General features: G+C 73.2%; 23 protein-coding genes. 7 read left to right on the forward strand and 16 right to left on the reverse strand.

Translation table 11 applies throughout. From position 1 onward, the window contains the following. Positions 1-6: 6 nt before the first annotated feature. From meaB to ACH34Q_RS17235, 3 genes are read right to left on the reverse strand one after another with little or no spacing between them, the layout of a single operon-like run. On the reverse strand, positions 7-987 hold the full coding sequence (gene meaB, locus ACH34Q_RS17225) for a methylmalonyl Co-A mutase-associated GTPase MeaB (RefSeq protein WP_395983963.1): 981 nt from the start codon (positions 985-987) through the stop codon (positions 7-9). Further along, complete coding sequence (gene scpA, locus ACH34Q_RS17230; protein WP_395983964.1) at positions 984-3,197, reverse strand: methylmalonyl-CoA mutase; 2,214 nt, start codon at positions 3,195-3,197, stop codon at positions 984-986. The genes meaB and scpA overlap by 4 nt, the downstream gene beginning before the upstream one ends. Continuing rightward, positions 3,194-5,035 (reverse strand): methylmalonyl-CoA mutase family protein, encoded by a 1,842-nt coding sequence (locus tag ACH34Q_RS17235; RefSeq protein ID WP_395983965.1) that lies wholly within the window; start codon positions 5,033-5,035, stop codon positions 3,194-3,196. Before ACH34Q_RS17235 ends, scpA begins: the two co-directional genes overlap by 4 nt. A gap of 102 nt (positions 5,036-5,137) precedes the next feature. Between ACH34Q_RS17235 and ACH34Q_RS17240 the strand changes: the two genes are divergently transcribed. Beyond that, on the forward strand, positions 5,138-6,316 hold the full coding sequence (locus ACH34Q_RS17240) for an acyl-CoA dehydrogenase family protein (protein WP_395983966.1): 1,179 nt from the start codon (positions 5,138-5,140) through the stop codon (positions 6,314-6,316). 178 nt (positions 6,317-6,494) lie between these two features. Beyond that, complete coding sequence (locus ACH34Q_RS17245; RefSeq protein WP_395983967.1) at positions 6,495-6,704, forward strand: HGxxPAAW family protein; 210 nt, start codon at positions 6,495-6,497, stop codon at positions 6,702-6,704. 25 nt (positions 6,705-6,729) lie between these two features. On the opposite strand, the gene ACH34Q_RS17250 is transcribed toward ACH34Q_RS17245, so the two are convergent. Next, the gene (locus ACH34Q_RS17250; RefSeq protein WP_395983968.1) at positions 6,730-6,873 is read right to left on the reverse strand and encodes a hypothetical protein; all 144 of its coding nucleotides are present in this window, start codon (positions 6,871-6,873) and stop codon (positions 6,730-6,732) included. 224 nt (positions 6,874-7,097) lie between these two features. Here ACH34Q_RS17250 and ACH34Q_RS17255 point away from each other — a divergent pair, with 224 nt between their 5' ends. Both ACH34Q_RS17255 and ACH34Q_RS17260 read left to right on the forward strand, forming a co-directional pair. Further along, positions 7,098-8,207: a glutamate--cysteine ligase gene (locus ACH34Q_RS17255; RefSeq protein ID WP_395983969.1), complete on the forward strand. Its 1,110-nt coding sequence runs from the start codon at positions 7,098-7,100 to the stop codon at positions 8,205-8,207. 232 nt (positions 8,208-8,439) lie between these two features. After that, positions 8,440-9,393, forward strand: coding sequence for an anti-sigma factor RsbA family regulatory protein (locus tag ACH34Q_RS17260; RefSeq protein ID WP_395983970.1), 954 nt, complete (start codon positions 8,440-8,442; stop codon positions 9,391-9,393). Positions 9,394-9,403: 10 nt separating this feature from the next. On the opposite strand, the gene ACH34Q_RS17265 is transcribed toward ACH34Q_RS17260, so the two are convergent. Continuing rightward, entirely contained in the window at positions 9,404-10,327 is a 924-nt protein-coding gene (locus ACH34Q_RS17265; RefSeq protein WP_395983971.1) for a phosphotransferase, read from the reverse strand. An 84-nt stretch (positions 10,328-10,411) separates the two neighbouring features. Between ACH34Q_RS17265 and ACH34Q_RS17270 the strand changes: the two genes are divergently transcribed. From ACH34Q_RS17270 to ACH34Q_RS17280, 3 genes are all read left to right on the forward strand, one after another. Further along, positions 10,412-11,302: an SDR family oxidoreductase gene (locus ACH34Q_RS17270; RefSeq protein ID WP_395983972.1), complete on the forward strand. Its 891-nt coding sequence runs from the start codon at positions 10,412-10,414 to the stop codon at positions 11,300-11,302. A gap of 115 nt (positions 11,303-11,417) precedes the next feature. Continuing rightward, positions 11,418-12,884 carry an aminotransferase class I/II-fold pyridoxal phosphate-dependent enzyme gene (locus tag ACH34Q_RS17275; protein ID WP_395983973.1) on the forward strand — a complete coding sequence of 489 codons (1,467 nt, stop codon included), beginning with the start codon at positions 11,418-11,420 and terminating at the stop codon, positions 12,882-12,884. After that, entirely contained in the window at positions 12,881-13,486 is a 606-nt protein-coding gene (locus tag ACH34Q_RS17280) for a flavodoxin family protein (protein ID WP_395983974.1), read from the forward strand. Before ACH34Q_RS17275 ends, ACH34Q_RS17280 begins: the two co-directional genes overlap by 4 nt. A 13-nt stretch (positions 13,487-13,499) precedes the next feature. Here ACH34Q_RS17280 and ACH34Q_RS17285 read toward each other — a convergent pair whose 3' ends face one another. The 11 genes from ACH34Q_RS17285 to ACH34Q_RS17335 all read right to left on the reverse strand — a co-directional run bounded on the left by ACH34Q_RS17285 (position 13,500) and on the right by ACH34Q_RS17335 (position 26,162). Beyond that, positions 13,500-16,043 (reverse strand): DUF4118 domain-containing protein, encoded by a 2,544-nt coding sequence (locus tag ACH34Q_RS17285; RefSeq protein ID WP_395983975.1) that lies wholly within the window; start codon positions 16,041-16,043, stop codon positions 13,500-13,502. A 152-nt stretch (positions 16,044-16,195) separates the two neighbouring features. Then, positions 16,196-16,657, reverse strand: a complete 462-nt coding sequence (locus ACH34Q_RS17290) for a hypothetical protein (RefSeq protein ID WP_395983976.1) — start codon at positions 16,655-16,657, stop codon at positions 16,196-16,198. Between the two features lie 317 nt (positions 16,658-16,974). Next, complete coding sequence (locus tag ACH34Q_RS17295) at positions 16,975-17,442, reverse strand: hypothetical protein (protein WP_395983977.1); 468 nt, start codon at positions 17,440-17,442, stop codon at positions 16,975-16,977. Further along, entirely contained in the window at positions 17,439-18,749 is a 1,311-nt protein-coding gene (locus ACH34Q_RS17300) for an MCE family protein (RefSeq protein WP_395983978.1), read from the reverse strand. Before ACH34Q_RS17300 ends, ACH34Q_RS17295 begins: the two co-directional genes overlap by 4 nt. Further along, the gene (locus ACH34Q_RS17305; RefSeq protein WP_395983979.1) at positions 18,746-19,936 is read right to left on the reverse strand and encodes an MCE family protein; all 1,191 of its coding nucleotides are present in this window, start codon (positions 19,934-19,936) and stop codon (positions 18,746-18,748) included. The genes ACH34Q_RS17300 and ACH34Q_RS17305 overlap by 4 nt, the downstream gene beginning before the upstream one ends. An 8-nt stretch (positions 19,937-19,944) precedes the next feature. Beyond that, on the reverse strand, positions 19,945-20,922 hold the full coding sequence (locus ACH34Q_RS17310; RefSeq protein ID WP_395983980.1) for an MCE family protein: 978 nt from the start codon (positions 20,920-20,922) through the stop codon (positions 19,945-19,947). After that, a complete protein-coding gene (locus ACH34Q_RS17315) occupies positions 20,919-21,941 on the reverse strand; it encodes an MCE family protein (RefSeq protein WP_395983981.1) in 1,023 nt (340 codons plus the stop codon). The genes ACH34Q_RS17310 and ACH34Q_RS17315 overlap by 4 nt, the downstream gene beginning before the upstream one ends. Continuing rightward, positions 21,938-23,185: an MCE family protein gene (locus tag ACH34Q_RS17320; RefSeq protein ID WP_395983982.1), complete on the reverse strand. Its 1,248-nt coding sequence runs from the start codon at positions 23,183-23,185 to the stop codon at positions 21,938-21,940. The genes ACH34Q_RS17315 and ACH34Q_RS17320 overlap by 4 nt, the downstream gene beginning before the upstream one ends. Further along, complete coding sequence (locus ACH34Q_RS17325; protein WP_395984003.1) at positions 23,182-24,003, reverse strand: ABC transporter permease; 822 nt, start codon at positions 24,001-24,003, stop codon at positions 23,182-23,184. The genes ACH34Q_RS17320 and ACH34Q_RS17325 overlap by 4 nt, the downstream gene beginning before the upstream one ends. A 95-nt stretch (positions 24,004-24,098) precedes the next feature. Further along, positions 24,099-24,881 carry an MlaE family ABC transporter permease gene (locus tag ACH34Q_RS17330; RefSeq protein WP_395983983.1) on the reverse strand — a complete coding sequence of 261 codons (783 nt, stop codon included), beginning with the start codon at positions 24,879-24,881 and terminating at the stop codon, positions 24,099-24,101. A 123-nt stretch (positions 24,882-25,004) separates the two neighbouring features. Then, positions 25,005-26,162: an MCE family protein gene (locus tag ACH34Q_RS17335; protein ID WP_395983984.1), complete on the reverse strand. Its 1,158-nt coding sequence runs from the start codon at positions 26,160-26,162 to the stop codon at positions 25,005-25,007. Between the last annotated feature and the right edge of the window lie 68 nt (positions 26,163-26,230).

The following is a 26,230-nucleotide window of genomic DNA, read 5'->3' on the forward strand; positions in this document are numbered from 1 at the left end:
GCATCGTCACCGGGTGAACGCGGCCAGGATCCGTTCCGCGGCCAGCGCGGGCGTCAGCGTGCCCCCGGCCACCTCCGCCTCCAGACCGGGCGCCAGCTCCCGTACGGCGGGATGCTCGCGCAGCTCGGTCAGCAGCCGGTCGCGGACCATCGACCACGTCCAGCCGACCTGCTGGCGCCGCCGGCGCCGCTCCAGCTCGCCGTCGGCGGCCAGCCGGTCCTGGTGCTCGACCAGATGCCCCCAGATGGTGTCCAGCCCGGTGTTCTCGCGCGCGCTGCAGGTCAGGACGGGGATGTCGCGGGCCCGCTCGTCGCTGCGCAGCAGCCGCAGGGCCCCGGCCAGCTCGCGGGCCGCCCGCTTGGCCTCCATCGCGTGCGACCCGTCCGCCTTGTTGACCGCGATGACGTCGGCCAGCTCCAGCACGCCCTTCTTGATGCCCTGCAGCTGGTCGCCCGTACGGGCCAGGGTCAGGAACAGGAACGAGTCGACCATCTCGGCCACCGTGGTCTCGGACTGGCCGACCCCCACGGTCTCCACCAGCACGACGTCGTAGCCCGCCGCCTCCATCACGACCATCGCCTCGCGGGTGGCCTTGGCCACCCCGCCCAGCGTCCCCGCGGTCGGGGACGGCCGGATGAACGCGTGGGGATCGACCGCCAGCCGCTGCATCCGGGTCTTGTCGCCCAGGATGCTGCCGCCGGTCCGGGTGGACGAGGGATCGACCGCGAGCACCGCCACCTTGTGTCCCGCGGCGGTGAGGTCGCTGCCCAGGGCGTCGATGAACGTGGACTTGCCTACCCCGGGAACACCGGTGATCCCGATCCGGCGGGCGTTCCCGGCGAAGGGGGTCAGCTCCACGAGCAGCCTCTGCGCCAGCTCCCGATGGTCAGGACGGGTCGACTCCACCAGGGTGATCGCCCGGGCCACCCACGCCCGAGCCCCCTCCCGTACACCCGAGACATAGTCCTCCAGCTCCGGCTTCCTCACGCCGCCTTGTGCCCCAGCTTCGCGGCGAGGTCGTCGAGGAGAGCGGTGGCGGCGTCGGCCAGGACGGTGCCGGGCGGGAAGATCGCGGTGGCTCCGGCGGCGCGCAGCTCGTCGAAGTCCTGCTGCGGGATCACGCCGCCGACCACGATCATCACGTCGCCGCGGCCCAGCGCGGCCAGCTCCTCGCGGAGCGCGGGCACCAGCGTGAGGTGGCCGGCGGCCAGCGAGTTGACGCCCACGATGTGCACGTCGGCCTCGACGGCCTGCCGGGCGACCTCGGCCGGGGTCTGGAACAGCGGGCCCACGTCGACGTCGAAGCCCAGGTCGGCGAAGCCGGTGGCGATCACCTTCTGGCCGCGGTCATGGCCGTCCTGGCCCATCTTGGCGACCAGGATCCGGGGCCGCCGGCCCTCGGCCCGCTCGAACGCCGCGGTCGCGGCGCGGGCCTTCTCGATGGCGCCCACGTTGCCGGCCTCCTCCCGGTACACGCCGGAGATGGTACGGATCTGGGCGGCGTGCCGCCCGTACGTCTTCTCCAGGGCGTCGGAGATCTCACCGACCGTGGCCTTGGCGCGGGCGGCGGCCACGGCCAGGGTGAGCAGGTTGTGCTCCAGGTCGCCGGGACGGGTCCCGGCCTCGGCCGCCTCGGCGGCGTTGGTGAGGGCGGCGAGCGCGGCCCGGGTGGCGGTCTCGTCGCGCTCCTCGCGGAGCCGGCGCAGCTTCTCGATCTGCTGGGACCGGACGGAGGCGTTGTCGACCTTGAGCACCTCGATGCTCTCGGCGGCGTCCGGGCGGTACTTGTTCACGCCGATGACCGGCTGCCGGCCCGCGTCGATCCGGGCCTGGGTGCGGGCCGCGGCCTCCTCGATGCGCAGCTTGGGCAGGCCCTCGTCGATGGCCTTGGCCATGCCGCCGGCCTGCTCGACCTCGCTGATGTGCCCCCAGGCGCGGCGGGCCAGGTCGTAGGTGAGGCGCTCGATGTACGCGCTGCCGCCCCACGGGTCGATCGCACGGGTCGTCCCCGACTCCTGCTGGAGCAGCAGCTGGGTGTTGCGGGCGATCCGGGCCGAGAAGTCGGTCGGCAGGGCGAGGGCCTCGTCGAGCGCGTTGGTGTGCAGCGACTGGGTGTGCCCCTGGGTCGCGGCCATCGCCTCGATGCACGTGCGGGCCACGTTGTTGAAGACGTCCTGCGCGGTCAGCGACCAGCCGGAGGTCTGCGAATGGGTGCGCAGGCTGAGCGACTTGGGGTTCTTCGGGTCGAACTCCTTGACCAGCTTGGCCCACAGCAGGCGGGCGGCGCGCAGCTTGGCGACCTCCATGAAGAAGTTCATCCCGATCGCCCAGAAGAACGACAGCCGGGGCGCGAACGCGTCGATGTCGAGCCCGGCCTCGCGGCCCGCCCTGATGTACTCCACGCCGTCGGCCAGCGTGTAGGCCAGCTCCAGGTCGGCGGTGGCCCCGGCCTCCTGGATGTGGTAGCCGGAGATCGAGATCGAGTTGTACTTGGGCATCCGCTGCGAGGTGTACGCGAAGATGTCGGAGATGATCCGCATCGACGGCGTCGGCGGGTAGATGTAGGTGTTGCGGACCATGAACTCCTTGAGGATGTCGTTCTGGATGGTGCCGGCCAGCCGCTCCGGCTCCACCCCCTGCTCCTCGGCGGCGGCGATGTAGAGCGCCAGGACGGGCAGCACCGCCCCGTTCATGGTCATCGACACGCTCATCTTGTCCAGCGGGATCCCGTCGAACAGCTGGCGCATGTCGTAGATCGAGTCGATCGCCACCCCGGCCATGCCGACGTCGCCGGCCACGCGAGGGTGGTCGGAGTCGTAGCCGCGGTGGGTGGCCAGGTCGAACGCCACCGACAGGCCCTTCTGCCCGGCCGCGAGGTTGCGCCGGTAGAAGGCGTTGGACTCCTCGGCGGTGGAGAACCCGGCGTACTGCCGGATCGTCCACGGCTGGGTGGCGTACATCGCCGGGTACGGGCCGCGCAGGTACGGGGCGACGCCCGGGAGCGTGTCCAGGAAGTCCAGGCCGGCCAGGTCGTCGCCGGTGTAGAGCGGCTTGACCCCGATGCCCTCGGGGGTGTCCCAGGTCTCGGCCTCCGGGTCGCGCCCGGTCGCCTCGGTGACCGCCGCGCGCCAGCGCTTGGCGGCCTCGTCGGCGGGGGCCGCCGTCCCGAGCCCGATCTCGGAGAAGTCGGGGATCATCGGTTCACTCCTAGATCGTCGAGGGTGGTCTCCAGCACGCTCACCGCGTCGCATCCCGCGAAGACGCGGGCGTCCACTCCCTCGTGAGAACCCTTACCCGCCAGCCAGACCTTCACCGCGCCCGCCTCCTTGAGCGTGCGGGCGGCGGCCGCGGCCTGCTCGGCGTACAGCTTGTCGCTGGAGCACAGGCACGCGACGGCGGCACCGGAGGCGGCGAACCCGCCCGGCTCCCCGGTCACCGTCTCGATGCCGCCCGCCTGGAAGAGGTTGGCGGCGAACGAGGCGCGCGCGGTGTGCACGGCGATCGGGCCCAGCGTGGCCAGGAAGACCCTGGGCCGGGCTCCGGTGGCCTCGGCGTGGGCGTCGGAACGGTCCCGCAGCGACTCGAAGTCCTGTGCGTACCGCACCACGGGCAGCCCGCCCGGCGCCGCCGAGAGGCCGGCGGGGGCGGGGGTGCGTTCGGGCAGCTTCTCGGTGAGGTTGGGGAACTCGCTCACACCGGTCAGCGGGGCCTTGCGGCGCGCGATGTCCTCGCGGCGGCGCGCCCAGGTCGCGGCGACGCGCTCGGCGACCAGACCCGAGTCGAGGGCGGCGGCCAGGCCGCCGGCCTTCTCGATCTCGGTGAACCGGTCCCAGGCGGCCTGGGCCAGCTCCTCGGTGATCCGTTCCACGTACCAGGACCCGCCCGCGGGGTCGATCACGCGGGCCAGGCTGGACTCCTCCAGCAGCAGGGTCTGGGTGTTGCGCGCGATCCGGCGGGCGGAGTCGTCGGGCAGCCCGAGCCGGGCGTCGAACGGCTGCACGGTGACGGCGTCCGCGCCGCCCACGCCGGCGGCGAAGGCCGCGACGGTGGTGCGCAGCATGTTCACCCACGGGTCGCGGCGGGTCATCATGGCCGAGGACGTCACCGCGTGCACGCGGGCGTCACCGGCCCCGGACGCGTCGCAGACCTCGGCGACCCGGGCCCACAGGCGGCGCGCGGCGCGCAGCTTGGCGATCGACATGAACTGGTCGGCGTTGACGGCGAACCGGAACTCCAGCTGCCCGAACGCCTCGTCCAGGGTCAGCCCGGCGCCGGTCAGCGCGCGCAGGTAGGCGACCCCGGCCGCGATGGCGGCGCCGAGCTCCTCGGCGTCGCCGCCGCCCGCGTCGTGGTAGACGGTGGCGTCGACGGTCAGGGCGCGCAGCCCCGGGAACTCCCGGACGCACCGTACGGCCAGCGCGGCGGCGTCCTCGACGGACAGGCCCTCCACGGCGGATCCGGCACGGGCCCGCAGCCCGAGCGGGTCGGCGCCCAGGTTGCCGGTGGCCTCGGCGGCCTGGCCGCGCTCGATGATCAGCGCCAGCAGCGCCTCGGCCGCGGCCGGCGTCTCCGCTCCGGCGTCGAGGACGACGGGCGCCATGGTGAGATGAACGTCACGCAGCACCTCGGCCAGCGCGGCGACGGGCGGGCCGGTACGGCCCAGCTCCAGCCACAGCGAGGTGGCGCCGTTCTCCAGGTCGGCGAGCACGGCCTCGCGGGCCGCCGCGGGATCGGGGTGGGCGTGCCGCTGCCGGACGTCCCAGCCCGCCAGGCCCTCGCCGTCGGGCCGTACCTCGCGCAGGCGGGGCGCCAGCCCGGGCCTGCCGGAGGCGCCGTCGGCCGCCGTGTACAGGGCGGCCACCGGCACGCCGTCGTACGAATCGCGGGTCAGCAGACCCTCGATGTCCTCCAGGGGGGTGTCGTCGCTCGCCACGCCGGACTTGCGGAGCACCCCCTTCACCATCTCCCGCCACCGGTCGCGTTCGGCCGTGGGGAAGGCGGCGGCCAGTTCGAGTTCTTCAGGCGGCACCGTCATGCCCTGGATGGTAAGCGAGCACGTATGACCGGCCCGCGACCGGGGTCGCCGGACCGGAGCGCTTGCTCGGTTAGGGGCGGGACGTGCGGGAAGAGGGAGCCCATGAATCCTGATCCGCTGCCCGGCGACCTCTACCAGATGCAGGACCTGCTCGACGAGCGGGAGCGGGAGATCCTGGGACGCGTCCGGACGTTCCTGGAGGCGGAGGTCGCGCCGATCGCCAACGACTGCTGGGCGCGGGCCGAGTTCCCGTTCCGGCTCGTCCCGGGGTTCGGCAGGCTGGGGGTCGCCGGTCTGAGCTACGACGAGTGCCCGGGCGAGCCGCCCGGCAGCCTGCTGACCGGCTTCCTCGCGCTGGAGATGGCCCGGGTGGATCCGTCCATGGCCACCTTCTTCGGCGTGCACGCCGGGCTCGCGATGGGCAGCATCGCGCGCTGCGGCTCGCCGGAGCAGCGCGCCCGGTGGCTGCCCGCGATAGGGCGGATGGAACGGATCGGCGCGTTCGCGCTCACCGAGCCCGGCGGCGGCTCGGACGTGGCGCTCGGGCTGCGCACCACCGCGCGGCGCGACGGCGACACCTGGATCCTGAACGGGGCCAAGCGCTGGATCGGCAACGGCACGTTCGCCGACCTGCTGGTGGTCTGGGCCAAGGACGAGGCCGACGAGAAGGTCAAGGGCTTCGTGGTGGCCGGGGACTCCCCCGGCCTCACCGCGACGAGGATCGAGAACAAGATCGCGCTGCGGACCGTGCAGAACGCGGACCTGACGTTCGAGGACTGCCGCGTCCCCGAGGCGGACCGGCTGCCCGGCGCCCAGGGCTTCCGCGACACCGCCGCGATCCTGCGCCGTACCCGCAGCGGCGTGGCCTGGCAGGCGGTGGGCGTGATGCTCGCCGCGTACGAGATCGCCCGGCGGTACGCGATCGAGCGCGAGCAGTTCGGCCGTCCCATCGCCAAGTTCCAGCTCGTCCAGGACCTGCTGGTCAAGATGCTCGGCAACGCCACCGCCACGCTGGGCATGGTCGTACGGCTCGCGCAGCTCCAGGACGCCGGGCTCTACCGCGACGAGCACTCGGCGCTGGCCAAGGCGTACTGCACCAGCCGGATGCGCGAGACCGTCGGCTGGGGCCGCGAGCTCATGGCCGGGAACGGGATCGTGCTGGACTACGACATCGGCCGGTTCGTGGCCGACGCCGAGGCGCTCTACTCGTACGAGGGCACCCGGGAGATCAACACGCTGATCGTCGGCCGCGCCGCGACCGGGATGGGCGCCTTCGTGTGAGCCGGGGCGCGAGCCCGTGGTGTGAGCCCGTGGTGTGAGCCCGTGGTGTGAGCCCGTGGTGTGAGCCCGTGCGCGGAACCCGCGCGGGCGCGCTCGGGGCACCCCGGATCCGCGTTCCCGGCGGGCATTGCTACTCTTCCCGCGTAGCCCACCGCCGAAGAACAAGAGGGAAATACGCATGTCGACTGGCAGCCACGCGGGACGGCCGAAGTCCTGGGTCGCCGTGGCCGTGATCTTCATCGGTTTCACCGTGGCCGGCGTGGCGCTGTGCCTCGGCCCCAACTGGCCGATGTTCTGGGGCGGCGCCGCGGTCATCGCGGTCGGCGGCGTGGTCGCCTGGATCGTCGACATCATGAGCGACGTCGTCACCGACGGGGCGGGCTCCTAGAGCCGGTACGTTACCGGCCGGTTCTTCACGGGCCGCGCCAGTGCGCCGGGTCGGCGTCGTCCGGCGGGCGCTGCCGGCGGCCGCCGAGGTAGATCAGCGCGACGAGGATCAGGATCGCGACGGCGCCGAGAACGAGGAGCAGTCCGAGCACGGTAGAGCCGTCGGACATCGCCACCACCTTCTTGCGTTTCCGAGGGGTCACTTCCTCCGGTCGGCCTGCCCGCCAGGAACGGAACGAACCGGGACCAAGCGCCTCGGCTGTTCCGGCGGCACCGCCGCGCCACGGCGCTCGGGCACTTCGGGTAGGTGCGAACCGGCCCGCCACCACGTAACGTCGGGGTGGCGTCACGATGACGCGGCCGCCTTCGACGCCCCCGAGCACCAGGTGGTGGGATGGCCCTCAGGTTCGGAGTCGAGGAAGAGTACTTCGTCGCCGACCCCGGCTCCCGGATGGTCGTCCCGCGCGCTCCGGCCGTGGTGGAACGGGCGGCGGCGGCGCTGGGCGAGCGGGCCTCGACCGAGCTGATCGACTTCCTGGCCGAGGCCAAGACCTCCCCGTGCGACGACGCCGACAAGCTGGCCGAGCAGGTCCGCTCGATGCGGGCGGCGATGGCCTCGGCCGCGGCGGCCGAGGGGCTGCGGCTGGTCGCCACCGGCACCCCGGTACTGGGCGAGCTGCTCCCGCCGCCGATCGGCGCGGGCGCCCGGTACGCCGAGAGCCTGGCCACCTACCGGGCCCTGGACGACGAGCAGTGCATCTGCTCCTGCCACGTTCATGTCGAGATGCCCGATCCCGAGCGCGCCGTCCTGGTCAGCAACCATCTGCGGCCCTGGCTGCCGACGCTGCTGGCGCTGGCGGCCAACTCCCCGTACTGGGCCGGCCGCGACACCGGGCACGACTGCTGGCGGGTGATGTCCTGGGCGCGCTGGCCGGTGGCGGGCCCGCCGCCGGTCTTCCGGTCGCTGGCGCACTACGAGGAGCTGGTGGAGTCGCTGCTGGGCTGCGGCGCCCTGATGGACACCGCGACGATCTTCTGGGACGTCCGGCCGTCGGCGCGGCTGCCCACCCTGGAGATCAGGCTCGGCGACGTGGCGATGACCGTGGCCGAGTCCGTGCTGTTCGCCCTGCTCACCCGGGCGCTGGTGCAGGTGTCGCTGGCCGCCGTGGAGGCCCGCGACCCGGTACCGGACCCCGCGCCGGAGATGCTGCGCGCCGCGTACTGGCTGGCCGCCCGCAACGGGCTGGCCGGCGCGGGCGTCGATGTGCGCACCGGCCGCCCGGTGCCGTTCCGCGCGCTGGCCGGCGATCTGCTCGCACATGTACGGCCCGCCCTCGTCCAGACCGGTGATCTCGACCGCGCCGCCGCCGGGCTCCGGGAGCTGCTGGAACGGGGCACCGGCGCGCAGCGCCAGCGGGCCGCCTACCGCCGCCGCGACCTGCTCACCGACGTCGTGGACGCGGCCATGCTGAGCGAGGGGCCACCGCACGAGGGAGATCGCTGACGGGCCGGATGCGCCTCCCGTCCCATATGCCCGGTAAAGGGACGCTATCCTGCCTGGTGCAGATGGCGATCGATGGCGAAGCCGGCCCCCGCGGGCCCGTTTTCACCGATGCCTCCGGGGTAGCGGTCAGATGGGGGAACGGGCCGCACCGGCTTCGGGGAGGACCACGTATGACGCTGCACCATCCGCGAGTACCGGTGGTGCGCAGGGTCCGGCCGACGGCGGCCGGCCGATGACCGAACCCTCGCCCACGGCCCTGGCCCAAGGGTCGTTCGCCCACCCGGCGCTCTTCTACCGCGACCAGGACGAGTACCTCGACGGCACGCTGCCGTTCATCCTGGACGGGTACGCCGCGCGCGAGCCCGTCGCGGTCGCCGTCCCGGCGCCCCGGCTGGCGCTGCTGCGGTCGGCCGTGCGCGAGGCGGCGCGCGACGCCGCCGCCCGCGTCCACTGGCTCGACATGTCGGAGGCCGGCCGCAATCCCGGCCGGATCATCCCCGGCGTGCTGCGCGCGTTCGCCGACCGGCACGCCGCCGGCCGGGTCCGCATCATCGGCGAGCCGATCTGGCCGGGCCGCTCCGCCACCGAATACCCCGCCTGCGTCCAGCACGAGGCCCTGATCAACCTCGCGTTCGCGGGCCGCAGCGTCACGATCCTGTGCCCGTACGACGTCGCGGGCCTGGGCCGGGAGGCGGTCGAGGACGCGCGCACCACCCATCCGGTGATCGTCGACCGGGGCGGCGAGCGGGCCAGTGCCGACTTCGCGCCCGAGCGCGTGATCGAGGACTGCAACCGGCCGCTGCCCGAGCGGCCGGACGTCGAGCCGGTGCCGTTCGATCTGGACACGATTCCGCTGATCCGCGAGCTGGCCCGCCGGATCGGCGGCGAGCTGGGGCTCGGCGAGCGGCGGGCCGGGGATCTGGAGCTGGCGGTCAACGAGCTGGCCGCCAACTCGGCCCGGCACGGCGGCGGCACCGGGGTGCTGCGGGTCTGGTCGGAGAACGGCCATGTGGTGTGCGAGGTCCGCGACGCCGGCCGGATCACCGATCCGCTGGTCGGCCGGATCCCGGTGGGGCTGAGCACCGACGGCGGGCGCGGCGTGCTCATGGTCAACCATCTCGCCGACCTGGTCCGGCTGCGTACGGGCCCGGAGGGCACCACCGTCCGCGCCTACATCAGGATCTGATCCGCGCGGCCTACGGCGCGGCCGAGCGGCCGATGCCGGCGAGCGCCTCGGCGAGCAGCGCGCCGTTCCCCTCCGACGCCGCGTACTCGGCGAGGGCCGAGCAGACGAACAGCGCCAGCACCCGCGCGGCGGTCTCCTGCGCGGCACCGACCGGACGGCCGTAGGCCTCCAGCAGGGCGGCGCGGGCCGTACCGGCGAACGCCCCGTACGCCAGCGACAGGTCGACCGCCGGATCGCCCAGGCACAGATCGCCCCAGTCGATGACCCCGGCCACCGCGCCGCCTTCCCCGATCATGAGATGGCGCGGGTGCAGGTCGCCATGGCACACGACGGCGCCGTCCGGGACCGGCGCGTCCGGTGCGGCGTCCAGCAGTGCCTCGACGGCCGGATCGGATTCCCAGAGCCCCTGCCGGGCCAGCTCGGCGAGCCTCGTACGGGCCCTGGGACCGCGGCTGGACGGATCGGCCCGGCGGAACGGGTCGTACGGCAGCTCCACCTGCGGGACCAGGGCCGGATCGTGCAGCGCCCGCAGGAACCGGCCGGCGTCGCCCGCCGCCCGCACCCGCCGGTCCTCGCCGAGCCCGGCGTCGGCCAGCTCCCGTCCAGGGATCATCCGCGCTCCCCAGAACGGCCAGGGATAGTCCGGCGACGGGTCGCGCGCCACGTACCGCGGTACGGGGATGGCCGGCGGCAGGCGCGGTGCCAGGAACGGCAGCACGGCGATCTCCCGTTCCAGCAGGGGCACCGCGATCGACCTGCGCGGGAAGCGGAAGACCCACGCGCCGCCGACCACGAAGACGGTGTTGTCCCAGCCTGCGGCCAGCGGCTCCACGGGGACGCCGCGGAACTCCGGCCACCGCTCCCCCACCAGCCGGGCCGCCAGCTCCGCGCCGACCTCGTGCTCGGGTGCCCACTCCGGGGCGGAGGCGTCCATGGGGACGACGCTACCGAACCCGTTGTTACTGACAAGTAGTCCAATGGTCTAGGCTTCCCGGAACGGACGACGGAGGCGGCGGATATGGGCATCGGATCCGGCAAGGGCAAGGGCTTCACCGACCAGGTCGTGGTCGTCACCGGGGCCGCACGCGGCCTCGGTGCGCTGCTGGCCCAGGGCATCGCGGACCGCGGCGGCCGGGTGGCCCTGCTGGGCCTGGAGCCGGACGAGCTGGAGAAGACCGCCGCAACGTGCGGGAACGGCGCCCGCTGGTGGGAGGCCGACATCACCGACGACGCCACCCTCGCCACGGTGGCCAAGGAGATCGTCGCCCACTTCGGCCGGATCGACGTGGTGATCGCCAACGCCGGTATCGCGACCGGCGGGCCGGTGGAGTACTCCGATCCCCGCACGTTCAACCGGGTCATCGAGGTGAACCTGCTCGGCAGCGTCAGCACCGCCCGCGCGTTCGTCCCCGCGCTGCGCGAGAGCAAGGGCTACTTCTTCCAGGTCGCCTCCCTGGCCGCGCTCTGCTCCGCCCCCATGATGGCCGCCTACAGCGCCAGCAAGGCGGGCGTCGAGGCGTTCGCGCACTCTCTGCGCGCCGAGACCGCCCACCACGGCATGCGCGTCGGGATCGGCTACCTGAGCTGGACCGACACCGACATGGTGCGCGGCGCCGACGAGAACGACGCGCTCCGCAAGATGCGCGCGGGCCTGCCGTTCCCGTCCAACCGCACCTACCCGCTGGAGCCCACGGCCGAGCGGCTCATCGACGGCGTCGCCCGGCGCAGGCCGCACGTGTACGGCCAGCGCTGGCTGCCCGCCCTGCAGGCCGCCCGCGCCCTGCTGCCCGCGATCATCACCCGGCACGCGCGGCGCGTCATGGCCGGTCACGAGCGCGACTGGCTGGCGGCCGGGGCCGAGACCGGCCTGGTCGGCGCGGGCGGCGCGGCCGCCGACAGGACCGACTGAGCACCTGGCGCCACCCCGGCGGCCACCCTGACGGCGCCCCCGGCGACGCTCCTGGTGTGCGCCGCCCGACGGCGTTCGTCCGTTAAAGGCCCGCGCCACAGGGCAGGTGCCCTGCATGGATCATTCGCAGGCCCCCGTCCTGGACGCGCTCGCCGCGTACCGGCACGAGGGACAGACGCCGTTCACACCGCCCGGCCACAAGCAGGGCCGGGGCGCCGACCCGCGGGCACGCGAGATCCTGGGCGACGCGGTGTTCGGCTCGGACATCCTGGCGATCTCCGGCCTGGACGACCGGCGCTCCACCCACGGGGTCCTGGAGCGCGCCCAGGAGCTCATGGCCGACGCCGTGCACGCCGAGAAGACGTTCTTCTCCACCTGCGGAAGCTCCCTGTCGGTCAAGAGCGCGATGCTCTCGGTCGCTGGCCCGGACGAGAAGCTGCTGGTCGGGCGGGACGCGCACAAGTCGGTGGTGTCCGGGCTCATCCTCAGCGGCGTCCGCCCGATCTGGGTCGAGCCGCAGTGGGACCCCGAACGGCATCTGGCGCACGCGCCATCCGCCGAGACGTTCGCGGCGCGGTTCGAGGAGCATCCCGACGCGCGCGGCGCCCTGGTGACCAGTCCCACACCGTACGGCACCTGCGCGAACCTGTCGGCCGTCGCCGACGTGTGCCACCGGTACGGCCGCCCGCTGATCGTGGACGAGGCGTGGGGCGCGCACCTGCCGTTCCATCCCGATCTGCCGTCCTGGGCCATGGACGCGGGCGCCGACGTGTGCGTGACCAGCGTGCACAAGATGGGCATGGGCCTGGAGCAGGGCTCGGTCTTCCACCAGCAGGGATCGCTCGTCGACCCGGTCGTGCTCAAGGCCCGCGAGGACCTGCTCGGCACCACCAGCCCGTCGGTGCTGCTGTACGCGGGCCTCGACGGGTGGCGCAGGCAGATGATGGAGCAGGGCCGCGACCTCCTCCAGCACGCCCTGGACCTGGCCGAACGGGCCCGTACCGAGATCGGGCGGATCCCCGGCCTGCACGTCGAGCGCGAGGAGTTCCTCGGCCCCGGCCGGGCGTACGACCTCGACCCGCTGCAGATCGTCATCGACCTGAGCGGGCTCGGCTGCTCCGGCTACCGGGCCGCCGACCGGCTCCGCGAGACCCATCGCGTCAACCTGCACCTGGCCGACCACCGCCGCATCAGCGCCCAGATCACCCAGGCCGACGACAAGGACACCATCTCCGATCTCCTCGCCGCCCTCACCTACGTGTCCGAGCACGCGGCCGAACTGCGCGGCGGCCCGGCCGTGCGCGTACCGGATCCGGGCGAGCTGAGGCTGGAGCAGGTCACCGTCCCCCGGGACGCCTTCTTCGGAGCCGCCGAGCACGTCCCGGCGGACCGGGCGGTGGGCCGCATCTGCGCCGAGATGCTGACCCCGTACCCGCCCGGAATCCCCGCCGTGCTGCCCGGCGAGCGCCTCAACGAGCCCGCGCTGGAGTACCTGCGCACCGGCGTCGCCGCCGGAATGGTCGTGCCCGACGCCGCCGACCCCGCTCTCGACACCGTCCGCGTCCAGAAAGGAACACCATGAAGGCCGTCGTCATCAACTGCACGCTCAAGCCCTCGCCCGAGCCGTCCAACACCGAGGCCCTCGCCGGGATCGTGATCGCGGAACTGGGGAAGCGCGGCGTCGAGGTCGAGACGTTCCGCGCCGTCGACCACGACATCAAGCCCGGCGTCAAGACCGACATGGGCGAGGGCGACCACTGGCCGCGGATCCACGGCAGCCTGGTGGAGTCGGAGATCCTGGTGATCGCCTCCCCCACCTGGGCCGCCAATCCGTGCTCGATCGCGCAGCGGGTGCTCGAGCGGATGGACGCGATGCTGTCGGAGACCGACGACGATGGCCGGCCGATCTGCTTCAACCGGGTCGCGGGCGTGGTCGTCACCGGCAACGAGGACGGCGCGCACCACGTCATCGGGCAGATCCAGCACTCCCTGAACGAGTTCGGCTACACGATCCCGGGCCAGGCCTGGACGTACTGGAACCAGGGCCCCGGACCGGGTTCGAGCTACCTCGACTCCGACGCGGGCAAGGACTGGTCGGCCTCGACCGGCCGGGCGATGGCGTCCAACCTGGTGGCCGCCGCCGAAGCGCTGGCGGCCCGCCCCGTTCCCGCCCCGCCGTCCTGATCTCGGCGGTGCCTCAGGGCGCTCCCTCTTCCGGTACGGACGTCCCGGGCGTGGGCTCCCCGGGCAGGGGCAGCACGACGATCATGGTGAGACCGCCGCCGGGGGTGTCCTCGGCGACGAGTTCGCCGTGCATCGCCTCGGTGAGGCCGCGGGCCAGCGCCAGGCCGAGCCCGACGCCGGTGTGGTTGTCGCGGTCGTCGAGCCGCTGGAACGGCCGGAACACCCGTTCGCGCTCGTCCGGCGGGATGCCGGGACCGCGATCGGCGATCCGCAGCTCCACCCGGTCCTTGATGGCGCCCGCCGTCACCAGCACGGGCCGTCCGGGCGGGCTGTAGCGCAGCGCGTTGCCGACGAGGTTGACCAGCACCCGTTCGAGCAGCGCCGCGTCGGCCTGGACCTCGGGCAGGTCCGCCGGGATCTCGACCCGCACGCCCTGCCGGGCCGGGGGGCCGAGTTCGTCCAGGGCGGGCGGGACGATCTCGTCCAGGGCCAGCGGCCGGGTGACCATGCCGAGCGCCCCGGCCCGCAGGCGGCTCATGTCGAGCAGGTTGGCGATCAGCCGGTCGAGCCGGAGGAGGGACTCGTTCGCGGTGTCGGCGAGCTCGGCCCGCTCCTCGGCCGTCCAGTCGATGCCGGTGTCGCGCAGGCCGTCCACGGCGGCCTTCGCCGCGGCCAGCGGCGTACGCAGATCATGGCCGACGGCGTTGAGCAGCGCGGTGCGCATCCGGTCGGCGGCCTCCAGGGGGCGGGCCCGTTCGGCCTGCGCCTGCAGCCGCTGCTGGCGCAGCGCGGCGGCGGCCTGGGCGGCGAACGCCTGCAGGATGCGCCGGTCGCCCGCCGGCAGCATGCGGCCGCGCAGGGCCAGGACGAGCCCGTCGCCGACGGGAAGCTCGGTGTCCCCCTCGCCGGGCGAGGTGCAGGGCCTGCCTCCGGCCGTGGCGATCAGCTGCCAGCGGGGCGGCTCGTCCACCCGTTCCAGGAGCGTGACCGCGTCCAGCCCGAACGTCTCCCGCAGCCGGGACAGCAGGACGTCCAGTGCGTGCTCGCCGCGCAGTACGTTGCCGGCGAGGGTGAACAGGGCCTCGGCCTCGGTCCCCAGTTCGGCGGCCTCGCGCGACCGCCGGGCGGCGCGGTCGACGACGGCGCTGACCGCCACGCCGACCAGCACGAACACCGCCAGCGCGAACAGGTTGCCGCCCTCGGCGATGGTCCAGTGGTGGTACGGCGGAGTGAAGTACCAGTTGAGCAGCAGGAAGCCGGCCACCGCGGTGAACAGGGCGGGCCACATCCCGCCGAGCAGCGCGATACCGACCACGGCCGCGAGGAAGAACAGGATGTCGCTCGGCAGCGTGACATGGTCGCGGACCCCTACCAGCGCGAACGTCAGCAGCGGCAGCCCGGCGGCCGAGAGCGCGAACGCGCCGAGTCTGCGCCCCAGCGACAGCCCGGAGGCCCGGGCGGGACGGCGGATGCCCTGGCGCGCGTGGGCATGCGTCACCATGTGCACGTCGATCGAGCCGGACAGCGCGGTGGCCGTGACGCCGATGCCCGGCCGCAGCAGCTGCGCGAACGGCCGCCTGCGCGAGACCCCGAGCACGAGCTGCGTCGCGTTCACCGCGCGGGCGAACTCCATCAGCGCCCGGGACACGTCGTCGCCCACGACCTGGTGGTACGTCCCGCCGAGTCCCTCCACGATCCGCCGCTGCCCGGCCAGCTCGGCCGGGCCCGCCCCGGCCGGCCCGGCGCTGCGGGTGACATGGACCGCCAGCAGGTCGGCACCCTTGGTCCGGGCGGCGATCCGGGCCGCCCGGCGGATCAGCGTCTCGCCCTCCGGGCCGCCGGTGAGCGCGACGACGACGCGTTCCCGGGCCTCCCAGGTGCCGGCGATGCCATGGTCGGTGCGGTAGCGGTCGAGCTGGTCGTCGACCTTGCCGGCCAGCCACAGCAGCGCCAGCTCGCGCAGCGCGGTGAGGTTGCCGACCCGGAAGTAGTTCGACAGCGCCGCGTCGACCCGCTCGGGCGCGTGGACATTGCCGTGCGCCATCCGGCGGCGCAGCGCCTCGGGCGTCATGTCGACCAGCTCGACCTGCTCGGCGCGCCGGACCACCTCGTCCGGGACGGTCTCCCGCTGCGCGACCCCGGTGATCTCCTCGACGACGTCGTTCAGCGACTCCAGATGCTGGACGTTGACCGTGGAGATGACGTCGATGCCCGCGTCCAGCAGCCGCTCGACGTCCTGCCAGCGCTTGCCGTTCACCGAACCCGGCACATTGGTGTGGGCCAGCTCGTCGATCAGCGCGACGCGCGGGGACCGGGCCAGCACCGCGTCCACGTCCAGCTCGGTGAACTCCGAGCCCCGGTACGCCACGCAACGTCGCGGAACGGTCTCCAGGCCCTCCAGCAGGGCGGCCGTACGCGGCCGGTCGTGGGTCTCCACATAGCCGACGACCACGTCCGTCCCGCGTTCGGCGCGGCGGTGCGCCTCGGCGAGCATGGCGTAGGTCTTGCCCACGCCGGGGGCCGCCCCCAGGTAGACGCGGAGCCGCCCCCGGCGCATGGTCGTCCTCCTCGTCCGTTTCGAGCGCTGTCCCTTTCGAGCGCTGTCCCCGTCGAGCGCTGTCCCTGTCGAGCGCGATGCCGAGCCCCCGCACGCTCACGACGGGCGCGCTCATGAAACCCAGAGCGCCACGCTACGTCACCAGGAGCCGCTCAGCCGCGCGGGCCAGGGGTGGTGATGTCGTCGACGAGCCATCGCGTACCGGACCTGACCAGGGTCAGCCGGGCTCGCTGCTGGTCGATCCTCGGTATCCGGTCTCCCTCCTTGACCGTCCACTGGTCGATGTAGACGAGCACGACCACCCGGCGGGGCGCGGCGGTCTCGACTCCCGAGGCGACGGCCTCGGAGTGCACGACGGCCTTGTCGCGCCGAGCCTGCGGGGCGGTCGCCCCGGTCATGAGCGCGTCGTACTTCCGCTTGAAGCCCGCCGTCATGAGCTTCCCGGCGCGGGTGATGTCGGCTTCCAGGGTCCGGTGGTCGTAGGACAGGATGTCGCGGGCACCGGACTGAGCCGCGGCACGGGCATCGGCCGCGGCCCGTACGGTCTCGCGGCCGCGTTCGGCCCGCTCCGAGAGTTTCCACGCCGTACCGGCCAGGGCGACCGCCGAAAGCATCAGCGCACCGATCAGGACCACCAATCCCCGGTGAGCTCCGGCGGTGGATGCGGGGGCGGTTTCCGCGTCGGTCGGGGCTGGCTCATCGGGGACGCTTATGTCATCGGCAGGGACGGCGGCTGCCATTTCCGTGTTCTCCGCGCCGTTCTCGCTTTCGGCGCTTGAGGGCTTGGAATGGTCTGTGGAGTCGGCGTGATTCGTGGAGTCGGCGTGATTCGTGGAGTCGGCGTGATTCGTGGAGTCGGCGTGATTCGTGGAGTCGGCGTGATTCGTGGGGTCGGAGTGGTTCGTGGGGTCGCCGCGGCGAAATGTGAAGGTCATGGCACCAGGGTCAGGGAGGAGACGAGCCAGCGATCATCGGTCCGGGTCAGGTCCAGGGACCAGCGGTAATACTTGGTCGCGCCTTTCGGGACTTCGGGGGTCCTGACGGTGCCGTCGGCGGTGACCAGGGTGCGGGCCGAATCGCCTTTCAAGGAGGTCAGGCCCGTGGCGAGGACGGTGATGGTCGAGGTCGTCCGCCGCTGGACGAGCTGGGACTTGAGTTTCGGGGTGGCGGCGACGAATTCCTCCCTGGCCTTGCCGGTGAGGCCGGACAGTGCGCGGCCGATGTCGCGGTCGGCGGTGCGGTGATCGAGCGAGAACATGTTCGTGATGAGGTGGCGCGACGCCGACAGGGCGGCCTGGCGGTCGGCTTGGCCGGCGGCCAGTGTCCTGGCCGCCAGTCCCTGGTGGATCGCGGCCGCGGACAGCGTGGCCACGATCAGCGCGGCGATCGCGGCCGTCATCCGGCGAGTGGGCCGAGCAGCAGCCAATGCCATGCGGCGTCTCCCGTCATCGGTGGCTGGCCGCCTGTACGGCCCAGCCGGTGGCGTCGTCCGTCCGGTCCGGCGAAGAGCCGGCTGTCAGGGTCGTATCCGGCGAGGAACGTCCTGGCCGGAGTGGTCCCGGCGCCCTCGGTCGCGCCCGGCGGCAGCCGGGGAGCCGGGTCCGGTTCCGGTACGTGGCGTGAGCCGCGCACGGCTATGGCGGGGTCCTCCGTCTCGGCGCAGGCCGCTTCGAGTTCGGCCGGGATGGGCGTGATGTCCTGGGGGTAGCGGGCCACGGCCTTCTCGTAGCCCGTACGGCACGCGGGCGGGGCGTTCACGTTCAGCGCGAGCCCGACGTGCAGGGTGCCGTCGCCCGGGAGCACGGTGGACAGGTCGCCGACCAGCAGCGGCGCGGTGATCAGGAGCTGGCGGACGCCGGGCAGCCGGGTGGTGACGACCTGGCCGGCCGTGGTGAGGTTGGCGAGGAGCACCGGCAGTGTCGGGGACAAGCGGCGCACGGCGTCACTCGCCTCCACCGACGCGGGTATCGCGTGCCGGAGCGTGCCGCGCAGGTACGGGTCGGAGCGGCGGATCTCGCCGGCGAGCGCGGACAGGTCACGGGCGAAGCCGCGGATGGCGTCGCCGGAACGGACCTGGGTGTCCAGTACGGTCCGGCCGGACTCGATCAGCAGCGCGGTGTCGCGATGGCCCCGCTCGGCCGCCTGGACGAGTTCGCCGGTGGCGTCCAGGATCCGTCCCAGCTCGGGCCCGGTCCCGGCGAACGCCCGGTCGAGCTCGTCGATCACGATGCCCAGATCGCGGGTGTTCACCGACCTCAGCAGCCGGTCGGCGTTGCGCAGCAGCGCGACGGTCGGGACCGGCAGCCGCGTGTCGGCGCGGGCTATCACGCTCCCCTCGGCCAGGAAGGGACCGCCGCCGCGCCGGGGCCGCAGGTCGATGTACTGCTCGCCCACGGCGGAACGGTTGGCGACCACGGCCAGGGTGTCGGCGGGGATGGCGGGGCCCCGTTCCAGATCCAGCCGGGCGCGTACGCCGTCGGCGGTCAGCCGCAGGGGACCGACCCGCCCCACGGTCACGCCGCGGTACGTCACCTCGGCGTTGGTGAAGAGGCCGCCCGAACCCGCCAGGTCGACGTAGGCCCGGTACCGCTCGACCACCAGCCCCCGGCCGACGCCGAGCACCGAAATCGAGGTGTGGGCGAGCCCGGCGGCCGTCAGTACGGCCAGGATGGCGAGCCGGATCCGGATGCCGCGCGTGAGGATCACCGCCCCGGCCCTCCCCCGAGCAGGCCGGACAGCCCCCCGGCGGGCCGCCCGCCAAGGAGATTGTTCAGCGTGCCGCCCACATGGAGATCGACGGTGGCGAAGACGTTGACGTAGTCGCCGCGGAAGGCGCGGTCCATCGTCGGAGGCAGGCCCAGGGTCAGCAGCATCGACAGCGCTTCCGGGAGCTGCCGGCCGGCCTTGTCGAGGTTGCCCAGGATCGGCTGCAGCGCGCGGAGGTTGGCCACCGTGGACTCGCCCGAGCGGTCGATCACGCGTACCGCCACCTCGCTGAGCCGGTCGACGCCGGTCAGCAGCTTCGTGAGCCGCGACCGCTGGCCGGCGAGGATCCCGGCGGCCGGGGCCGTACGGTCGACGGCGGCGGCGATGGCCGTCCGCTCCCTGGCCAGCCGCCCGCTCAGCCGGTCGAGCCCGTCGATCGCCCGGACGATCACATGCCGCTGCCGGTCGACCCGGCCGACCAGATCCTCGAGGTTCTCCAGGAAGCGGCGCACGGTGGCCTCGCGGCCGTGCAGTGCCCCGTTCAGCTCCTTGGTGATCGTGGACAGCTGCTCCAGGCCGCCCGCGTTGACCAGCAGCGACAGGGCCGACAGCACCTCCTCGACCTCGGTGGTACGGGACGTGCTCGCCAGCGGGATCACCGCGCCGTCACCGAGCCGCCCCTGTTGTCGCATGCCGGGCGGCGGGGCGAGCGCCACGAACTTCTCCCCGAGCAGGCTGGTCTGGGAGATCGCCGCCGTGGCGTTGGCCGGCAGGACGACATCGCGCCGGAGCAGGCAGGTGACGGTGGCCCGCCAGCCGTCCAGGCCGACCCTCGTCACCCGGCCCACCGTGACGTCATGCACCTTGACCACCGAGTTGGGCACCAGGTCGAGGACGTTGGCGAACTCCACCCGTACCGTGTAGGCCCCCGGGCCGGTGTCCGGCCCGCCCGGCAGCGGCAGCGAGCCGACCCCCTGGAACTCGCACCCGGCCGACAGCACCAGGGCGACGAGCAGCACGCCGACGCGGCGCCGGAACGATCCGGACTCGGCACCCCCCATCTCGGCGCTGCCCATCCCGGCATGGCCCATCACAACCCTCCTCACCACCAGCAGCCCCCTCACCACTGCGCCCTTCACCACTGCGCCCTTCACCACGGGGCTCTTCACCACGAGGCTCTGCACCACGGGGCTCCTCATCTCGGTGGGTCGACCGTGGGCGGGACCGGGACGATGTTCTGCAGGTAGGCGTCGATCCATCGGCCGGAGCCGGTGGCGTCGGCGAGCCTCTCGGCCACCGGGCCGTACAGCCGGGCGGCTCGTTCGATGCCGTCGCGGTGGCGGCGCAGGACGCCGACGACGGTGTGCAGGTGCCGCAGCGCCGGGCCGATCTCCCGCTCGTTGTCAGCGACCAGGCCCTCGATCTGCCGGGCCAGCCGGGTGGTGTTCACCAGGACCTGGTGGATCACCTCGCGGCGGCGGTGCAGCTCGCGGAGGACGGCGCCGGCGTCGGCCACCAGAACGGCCAGGTCGGTGCGCCGATCGGCGAACAGCCCGCTGACGTTCCGGGCGTGCACGAGCATCCGGTTCAGCTCGCGGTCGCGGGTGGCGATCGTCCGCGACAGGCGGCTCAGCCCGCGCAGCGACGCGCGGACCTCCTCGGGTGAGTTCTCGAACGCGCCGGACAGGACGTCGAACGAGGCGGCCAGCCGGCGGGCGTCGATCTCCCCGAGGTCGCGGGCGAGCCCGCCCACCGCCGGGACGATCTCGTACGGTACGGCGGTACGGCCGACCGGGATCTGCCGGTCGTGCGGCCAGCGGCCGGGGCCGGCCGGCAGGAGCGCCAGGTAGTGCGTGCCGAGAAGGGTCTTGATCTTGATCTCGGCCCGGGTGCGCGTACCGAACGCGATGCCGCGGTCGACGCGGAAGTCCACCCGGACATGGCCGCGTTCGAGGCGCACGCCGGTGACGGTGCCGGCCTTGACGCCGGCGATGCGGACCTCCTCCTTGGGCCGCAGCCCGGCGGCTTCGGCGAACGCCGCCGAATAGGTGCCGCCGCCACCGATCAGCGGCAGCCGCTGCGTGTTCAGCCCGACCAGGAGCGCCAGTGCGATGACCGCGATCCCGATGATCCCGGCGCGGACCGGATGGGGCCGCAGTGCCGCCCGGCTCATGGCGCGCACCTCGCGGCCCCGTTGCCGATCTCGGGAGTGAGGAGCGGCCCGGCGACCCGGACGTCCAGGCCGCACAGGTAGCCGTTGAGCCAGGAGCCGTATCCGGTGGTCCGGGCCAGCGCGTTCAGCCGGTCCGGCAGATGGCGCAGGACGGCGTCGAGCATCTCGCGGTCGGCGGCGAGGGTCCGGGAGACCTTGCCCAGCTTGGCGATGTCATCACGCAGGGGCGGCCTGGCCTCTTCCAGCAGGCCCGCGGTGGCGCCGGTGAGCCGGTCCATGGCCACGAGAGAATCGCCGATGGCGTGCCGGTCCCCCTTCAGCCCGGAGGCGAGGTCGCGGAGCCGTACGATCAGCTCCGACAGGCGGGACCCGTTCCGGTCGAGGGTGGCCAGCACCGTGGTGACGTTGCCGACGACGCGGCCGATGACGGCGTCGCGGTCGGCGAGCGTTCCGGTGAGCGAGCCGATGTGGGCCAGCAGTGCGGTGACCGTGCCGCCCTCGCCCTGCAGCACCTGGATGATCTCGCCGGCGAGCCGGTTGACGTCCTTGGGCTCGAGCGCGCGCAGCAGCGGGCGGAAGCCGTTGAACAGCGCGGTCAGGTCGAGCGCGGGCTCGGTGCCGGACAGCGGGATGGTCGCCCCGGGACGCAGGCGGGCGCCGCTTCCCCGTCCCTCGGCCAGCGACAGGTAGCGCTGGCCGAGAAGGTTGCGGTAGCGGATGGCGGCCCGCGTGCCGGCGGGCAGCGGGCGGCTCCGGTCGGCCGTGAACGTCACGAGCGCCTGGGTGCCGCGGTGGATCCGCAGGCCGGAGACCTGCCCGACCCGCACGCCCGCGATGCGCACCTCGTCGCCGCTCACCAGGCCGGTGACGTCGCTGAACACCGCGTGGTAGCGGTACGTCGCGGTGAACCGCGCCCCGGACATGGTGAACGCGAGCACCACGGTCGCGGCGGTGGTGACCGCGACGAAGATCGACAGCTTGACGGCGGCGGACGCCGTCCTGAGGGCGTCGTCGGTCATCGCATCGTCACCACCTTTCCGCGTGCGAGCGGCCCGTACAGCAGCGAGGCGATGTCGGGGACCTGCTCGGCGGGGACACCGAGCACCGGCGCGAGAGCCCCTCCGAGGAGACGCTTCTCGCCCAGCACGGGGTGCCCGTCGTCCTGGACGCCGTCGAGGACGCTGTGGTGCGGGAAGGGTGTGGCGGTCTTGGGCAGCCCGTAGCAGCGCGGGTCGCGGTGGTCGCCGAAGCGGGGCTCGTCCTTGCCCGGCTGGTACGCGGGCCTGGGGCGTACGAGCTCGACCGTTGCCCGTACGCCCGGTTGCGCACCGCCGATGGCCTCTTCCAGGCGGGGTTTCAGCGCCACCAGTCCTTCGATGACGCACGGGAACGTCGGCGAGTAGCGGGCGGCCAGGGCGAGGGCGCGACGGGAGGCGATGTTGACCCCCTCGATAGGGGCGGCGTTGCGGTCGAGGAGCCCGCGTACGGAACCCGCCGCGCCGGTGGCCTCCTGCAGCATGGTGGCGAGCGTCGTGCGTTCGGCCACGACGGTGCGGGCGGTGAACGTCAGGTCGCGCAGCAGCCGCATCAGGTCGGGGGTGGCATCGGCGTAGATCTCGGCGGCCTCCCCCAGCGCCCGGACGTCGTGCAGGAGATCCGGTACGAGGGGGCCGAGTTTCCGCAGGTAGCCGTCCGCGGCCTCGATCGTCCGCCCGAGCCGCTCGCCCTGGCCCCGCAGCGCGCCGGCCAGCGCGTTGAGCGTGGCGTTGACCTTGTCGGGCCGCAGCGTCCGCAGGATGGGCATGAGATCGTCCAGAACGCGGGTGAGCTCGACCGCGGTGGCCGAACGGTCCTGGCCGATGACGTCGCCGTCGCGCAGCGGCCGGCGGGCCGGGGCGTCGGGCGCCACGAGATCGACGTACTTCTCCCCGAACAGCGTCTTGGGCAGCAGCCGCGCCGAGACGTCGCCGGGGACGAGCCGTATCCGGTCGGGGTCGAGCGCCAGGTCGAGGGCGGCCCCGTCGCGTACGGAACGGATGCCGCGCACCTCGCCGACGATCAGCCCCCGCAGCTTCACGTCCGAGCGCGGCAGCAGCTGCATGCCGGCCCGGTCCACCAGCAGCGTGACCCGGGCGACCGGGATGAACGCCTTGTTGTAGATCGCGATCACCAGGGCGACGAACGCCACCAGCGCGGCGATGGCGGCCAGCCCGTACGAGCCGTACCGCAGCCGCTCCCCCGCGGCCGCTCCCACCGCGCTCACCCCGCGATCCGGACGGTCATGGTGGAGCCCCAGATCGCGGTGCTGAGCAGCAGGTCGCAGATGATCACGGCCACCAGCCCGGCCCGTACCGCCCGGCCCACCGCCAGCCCGACCCCGGCCGGGCCACCGCTCGCGTGGTAGCCGTGGTAGCAGTGGATCATGATGATCATCACCGCGAACACGACCGTCTTGCCGAACGACCACAGCACGTCGCCGCGCAGCAGGAACAGCGTGAAGTAGTGGTCGTAGGTCCCGGCCGACTGGCCGAACAGCACGGTCACGATCAGCCGGGTGGACACGAACGAGGACAGCAGCCCGGCCAGGTAGAGCGGGACGATCGCCAGCACGCCCGCCAGCACCCGGGTGGTCACCAGGAACGGCAGCGGCGGTACCGCCATGACGTCCAGCGCGTCGATCTCCTCGCTGATCCGCATCGCGCCGAGCTGGGCGGTGAAGCCGCAGCCGACGGTGGCCGACAGCGCGATCGCCGAGATGATCGGCGCGACCTCCCGGGTGTTGAAGTAGGCGGCCACGAATCCGGTGAACGCCGCCGCGCCGAGCTGGTCGAGCGCGTTGAACCCCTGCAGGCCCACCTCGGTGCCGCTGAAGAAGGTGAGGAACGAGACGATCACGACGCTGCCGCCGACGACCGCCAGCCCGCCGGTGCCCATGCTGATCTCGGCGAGCGACCGGGCGACCTCGGTCTTGTAGCGCAGCGCCACCCGCCATGACCAGCCGAGCGCCCGGGTGTGGAAGGCCAGCCGGCGGCCGAGATCGCACAGCGCGTCGACCGGGCGCAGGGCGGCGCGGGCGAGCATCCGTCTCGCGGCCGCCGCCGGTTCGCCCGGCTCCGGTTCGCCGGGCTCCGGGCCTTCCAGCGGACGGGCGGGCGCGCGGCTCGTCGCTCCCATCGCTACATCCCCTTCTGCGGAACGATCTGGAAGTAGAGGGCGCTCATCACGAAGTTCTCGACGAACAGCAGCACGAAGGTGAGCACCACGGTCTGGTTGACCGCGTCGCCGACCCCCTTGGGACCGCCGCCCGCCGTCAGGCCCTTGTACGAGGCGACCAGCCCGGCGGTGAGCCCGAACACCAGCGCCTTGACCAGCGCCTGGTAGAGGTCGGCGAGCTGCGCCAGGCTGCCGAAGGACGCCAGGTAGGCGCCCGGCGAGCCGTCCTGCACCAGCACGTTGAACACGTAGCTGCCGAGGATCCCGACGACCGACACGGTGCCGTTCAGGAAGACCGCGACGAAGGCCGTCGCGAGGACGCGCGGCACCACCAGGCGATGCAGCGGGTCGATGCCCAGTACCTCCAGGGCGTCGATCTCCTCCCGGATGGTGCGCGCGCCCAGATCGGCACAGATCGCCGACCCTGCCGCACCGGCCACCACCAGGGCCGTGATCATCGGGCCGCCCTCGCGCACGTTGGCCACCACGGCGGTGGTCCCGGTGTACGACTGCGCGCCGAACTGCCGGATCAGGTTGCCCACCTGGAGCGTGAGGATCGCCCCGATGGGGATCGACACCAGCGCGGTCGGCAGCACGGAGACACCGGCGACGAACCACGCCTGCTGCAGGAACTCCCGCCATTGGAACGGGCGCCGGAACATGACGCGGAGCGTCGCACCGGCGAAGGCGAAGAACCGGCCAGGCCCCACGAGCAACCCGTGGACGACCGCGGACGGGGCCACCATCACCCCACCGTCCGCTGCGTCGCCCACCGCGTACGGTCTGACGTGCTCTCGACGCCCATGCGCCTCCGTTCCGGCCGGTCCGACCTCACCGGCCTGCTCGTGTGCTGTCGTCGGGTGCTCGGCTCAGCCGGGTGGGTGGGCGTCCGGGGGCGGCTCGACCATGGCGTAGTGCGATCCGAGGGCGCCGCCCAGCGACACGTCGGCCGCCACACCGTTCAGGACAGGTCCCAGCGCGTTGATCGGCTTGACCAGCGACTCGCACCGCCGCGACGGGATCGCCGGTGAGTACGTCAGCGAGCAGATCCACCGTGCGAGGTCGTCGGCCTGGACGATGTCGGCCCGGCCGTGCAGCGTTCCCGACACCGGGTCGTAGCTGCGGTTGAGGTTGTCGGCCGTGACCGGTGCCCCGTCCAGGAAGTCCTCCAGCGAGCGCCGCTGCCGGGCGAGCACGCCGGTGACCTCGGCCAGCTCACGTACATCGGTGGACAGGGCCGACTTGTTGCGCCGTACGAACCCGGCCAGATCGCGGAGCGCGGTCGACAGATGCCGCAGGGCCGCGCCGAGCTCCTCCTTCTCGCCGCGCAACTCGCCGGCGACGGTGGCGAGATCGGCGGCGAAGTCGCCGACCTCCGTGTCGTGCTCGGCGAGCGTCGCGGTGACCTTGCCGAGGTCGCGCACCGTGGCCATCACGCCTTCGCGGTTGTCGGCCAGCACGTCCACGGCGTCCGCGACACCCTCCACGGTGGTGCGGACGTTCCCGCCCTGCCCGCCGAGGTTGCGCGCGCCGGTCGCGAGCAGCCGTGAGAGAGCGCCGTTCGCGTTCGCGCCGTCGGGGCCCAGCGCGCGGGTGAGGTCGTTGACGGCACCGAGCGCCTCGTCCAGCTCCACCGGCACCGCCGTCCGCGACAGCGGCACCACCGCGCCGTCGCGCATCGCCGGGCCGCCGCGATAGGCCGGGGTGAACTGCACGTAGCGGTCGGCCACCAGCGTCGGGGACACGATGACCGCCTGTGCCGCCTCGGGAACGGGCTGCGCGGCGTCGTACGACAACTCGACGCGGACCATCCGGCCGGCCGGGCGGACCCGTACCACCTCGCCGACCTTGATGCCGAGGACCCGGACGTCCGAACCGGGGTACAGGCCGGTCGCCCGCTCGAAGTAGACCATCGCCCGGTGAGGCCGCCGCCCCGTCCGCACCATGACGACGGCCGCAACCAGGACGGCGGCGACGAATACGGCTAAGCCGCTGACGAGAAGTCGCCGATCGAGCAGTCGACGCATCGCGGAAGCACCCCTTCCGGGCGTTCTCGCGGCGATCGCCGCGAGGGGAGGCACGGAGTAACCTAGCG

The organism is Actinomadura sp. 9N407 (assembly GCF_044326315.1).
Taxonomy (GTDB): domain Bacteria; phylum Actinomycetota; class Actinomycetes; order Streptosporangiales; family Streptosporangiaceae; genus Spirillospora.